We start from the raw sequence: 3,266 nt of genomic DNA, 5'->3' as shown, positions 1-3,266 counted from the left end.
CGCCACCCGTGCCAACGGCGGCGTGGATCAACCCGCCGCTCGGCGTGGCTGCGCAGGTAGACGACCCGGCGCGGCTGAAACGGAATTCCTGATCGTCACCCGTCTCAAAAATATTGACACGTTCCGCCCGATGCGTTGACGGTAGTCGGATCGATGCTATTCTTCCGGGCTACGGATGGACAGACAGGGACAGAGTTGTGGCGAAGCGACGGAACGACGACTGGGACAATACTGGTCGCGGATATCGCGCCGGGATCGCTCAGCAATTTCCCGCAACAACTCACTCGGTTCGAGTCAACCATTTTCTTTAGTGCGAGCGATGGTGCAACCGGGGCAGAATTGTGGCAGAGTAATGGACCAATGACCGGAACAAGCCGTATTGCGGATATTGCGCCGGGAGCAATGAGCAGTAGTCCGACCAGCATGTTCACGATATCAAGGGCGCTATCAGGCCCAAGTCTTCGATCTCACCACGACACGGGCGATCACCCTTCCGCTTGATCGCGATGCGACAGAACAGCCTGAATTGCGCTGGTATCCCGATGATGTGCTTTGGGTTGATCAGCGGTGGTTGTATGACATCCCCAATGGCATCGTGACGGATACCACAACCGTGCAGCATCCACTCCCTCCCAGTACTTATAATGGGGAAGTCCCGCAATGGTATCCTTCGCCCGATGGGCGGTACGTTGCCAATGGCGCACAGATTTGGGAACGTGATCCGGTGACCGGAGAGCGCGGAACCATCATCATCGATCTGGCATCGACGATCTATACCGATGGGTGTCGTCATGGATGGAGTGCGGATAGCCGCAGCTATTACTTTGTGGATTGGATCATGACGGGGCCTCGCCACGCGGAACCAGGCCCAATTCGCAAAATTACATTACCCTAGTTAGCTATGATTATTCCTTTATCAAGGGCCGACTTGGGTCGTAAGTTAGCCCTTGGGATACTCTCGCATCGACAAATCAGTCCTCTCCCTGGACTTGGCCAATGCAACATGGGCTCATGCGGTCTTTTGGTGATCATGCATATGTTGGTATGATTCATAGGACACACCTTCGATGGAGGTTCTATGGATCTTGCACCGTTGCTGCTTCCTGATGCGACTGTCATGCAGGTCGATGACTGGACGGTGGATGCGACCCACCAGCAGATCACCCTTCGCGCACACACCACGCCACGCACGCTGCCATGCCCGGTCTGTTCCACGCCCGCTGTTCGCATCCATAGTCGGTATGTCCGTACCATCACCGACCTTCCGTGGGCGGCCTACACCATTAAATTGTCGCTCCGGGTTCGGGAATTTTTCTGTGACCTGCCGACCTGCGATCGACGGATTTTTACCGAACGCATCCCAACGATCCTCCAGCCCTCGGCACGCGTTATGCTGCGCTGTACCCACGCGCAACGACACGTAGGTCTTGCTACTGGCGGTGTCGGTGGTGCACAGCTCACGACGCTCCTCCGCTTTGCCGCAGGCCGTGATCGTCTGTTACGTATCGTGTGGCAGATGCCCCTCCCCGCGATCGGGAAGCCCATGCATATTGGGGTCGATGACTGGGCATGGCGAAAAGGCCAGCGGTATGGAACCATCATCGTGGATCTGGATACGCATCGTCCATTGGCCGTGTTGCCCGATCGCCAAGCGAGTACCTTGACCACCTGGCTCCACGCCCATCCCAGTGTTGCCGTCATTAGCCGTGATCGCAGCAGTGCCTTTGCTGAGGGAGCTGCGGCAGGGGCACCTCACGCAATACAGGTTAATGTACGAGAAGCGCTGCTTCAAACGTTGGTGGCCCATCGCACGCTGGTCGAGGCCGTGTTGAGTCAGCCAACGACCCCGACCGCCGCACCCCATCCGGACGCACAACGAAACCTCATAGTTGATGACCCATTACCGCCCCAACCCATTCCGGCGCAGGTTCGGCATCGGAGCGATGCCATCCACGCTCGTCGCCAACGGCAGTTCGAACAGATTCAGGAATTGGTCGCACGTGGCTGGACGCATCGAGCCATTGCCCACGAGCTTGGACTCACGCGGCAAACCGTGGCACGCTATCACGCCATGCACGATGGGCCACCACCCCAGCATCACGCGCATCGTCGCAGTGTGCTTGATCGCTTCAAGCCGTACCTGATTGAACGATGGAATGCGGGATGCCTGAATGCTGCACAGCTCTGTTTGGAGATTCAAGCGCAGGGGTATCAGGGAACTGCACACACGGTGCGACGCTATGTCACCCAGCTTCGGAAAGCCAGTGGCCTACCCGCATGGAGTCGTGATGGCGCGGCGCGGCGAGGACATGTGGGACAGGCATGGCCGTGTGGCAGTCTCACCCAGTTGGTGTGGGAATTGGTGCGCCAGCCCACGAAACAGGCAGCATGGCTGCGGCCGCTCACCGAAGACCTCCGCACGCGCCATCCCCAGCTCGATAGCGCGATAACGCTGCTGGAATCGTTTTACGCTATGATTCGGAATCGGGAGCCAACAGGATTTGCGCCATGGCTCGCGCAAGCACACCAGAGCGGATGTGCTGCGTTTGTGCGGCTAGCTCGCAGCTTTGAGGCTGATGCGGCGGCGATTGAGGCCGCGCTGACCATGCGATGGAGTCAAGGACCAGTAGAAGGAACCATTCATCGGTTGAAACTCGTCAAGCGCCAAATGTATGGACGGGCAAACCTTGATTTGCTGGTCCGGCGTGTTCTGTTGACGGGGCGGTCTCCACAAAAATTGCTGCCGTATTCGGTATGATCACCAAGGCCGCATGAACCGATCACCAAAAGGCCGCATGAACCGATCACCAAGGCCGCATGAACCGATCACCAAAAGGCCGCATGAACCTGTGCATTGGCCAAGTCCACTCTCCCCTTTTTTTTACTTCAATCGTTTCAACTGGTTATTGACCCATCCCTCGCCTTCAAGAATTACTGAGCCTAGATTTGGATACTCTTTCAGTAATGGAATGGAAAGCATTAACGTCATCCATACATCATCAGGGGTAGAACTGATTTGCATCGCCTGAAATACCCTACAAATGATCTTTTGTATAACAGGGTGTGTCTGTCGGATGAAGAGTTCTTCCTGATTTTTATTGTCAAGGAGTGCTGGACTAAGGTTTAAGGGATCGCTGGGCATGATCAGTATGTCACCATTTGGCCGTAGCGGCTGATGCGGAACAATAGCGATCCAACGCGATGGGTGGCGGAGGCCCATACCATTGCCCAATCGCGTACTGGAGCAACCCAAGAAATCGTGGGAG

General features: G+C 56.5%; 4 protein-coding genes. 3 read left to right on the top strand and 1 reads right to left on the bottom strand.

What is annotated here, in order from left to right; translation table 11 throughout:
- The first annotated feature begins 153 nt into the window (after positions 1–153).
- The 3 genes from ABEB26_RS27050 (at position 154) to ABEB26_RS26710 (ending at position 2,758) form a co-directional block, all read left to right on the top strand.
- Complete coding sequence (locus ABEB26_RS27050; RefSeq protein ID WP_486348339.1) at positions 154–501, top strand: ELWxxDGT repeat protein; 348 nt, start codon at positions 154–156, stop codon at positions 499–501.
- Positions 502–526: 25 nt separating this feature from the next.
- Entirely contained in the window at positions 527–895 is a 369-nt protein-coding gene (locus ABEB26_RS26715; RefSeq protein ID WP_345725145.1) for a hypothetical protein, read from the top strand.
- 183 nt (positions 896–1,078) lie between these two features.
- Positions 1,079–2,758 carry an ISL3 family transposase gene (locus ABEB26_RS26710; RefSeq protein ID WP_345725144.1) on the top strand — a complete coding sequence of 560 codons (1,680 nt, stop codon included), beginning with the start codon at positions 1,079–1,081 and terminating at the stop codon, positions 2,756–2,758.
- Positions 2,759–2,881: 123 nt separating this feature from the next.
- Here ABEB26_RS26710 and ABEB26_RS26705 read toward each other — a convergent pair.
- Positions 2,882–3,266: hypothetical protein (locus tag ABEB26_RS26705; protein ID WP_345725143.1), on the bottom strand; the 385-nt coding region annotated here is incomplete at its 5' end.

The sequence above is a fragment of the Herpetosiphon gulosus genome (assembly GCF_039545135.1).
GTDB classification, from domain to species: domain Bacteria; phylum Chloroflexota; class Chloroflexia; order Chloroflexales; family Herpetosiphonaceae; genus Herpetosiphon; species Herpetosiphon gulosus.
The sequence above is the reverse complement of the archived record's forward strand: the minus strand, read 5'-3'. Positions and strand labels throughout refer to the sequence as shown.

Coding starts and splice junctions, on each gene's coding strand:
- ABEB26_RS27050 (WP_486348339.1), top strand. CDS start 154: ATGCTATTCTTCCGGGCTACGGATGGACAGACAGGGACAGAGTTGTGG.
- ABEB26_RS26710 (WP_345725144.1), top strand. CDS start 1,079: ATGGATCTTGCACCGTTGCTGCTTCCTGATGCGACTGTCATGCAGGTC.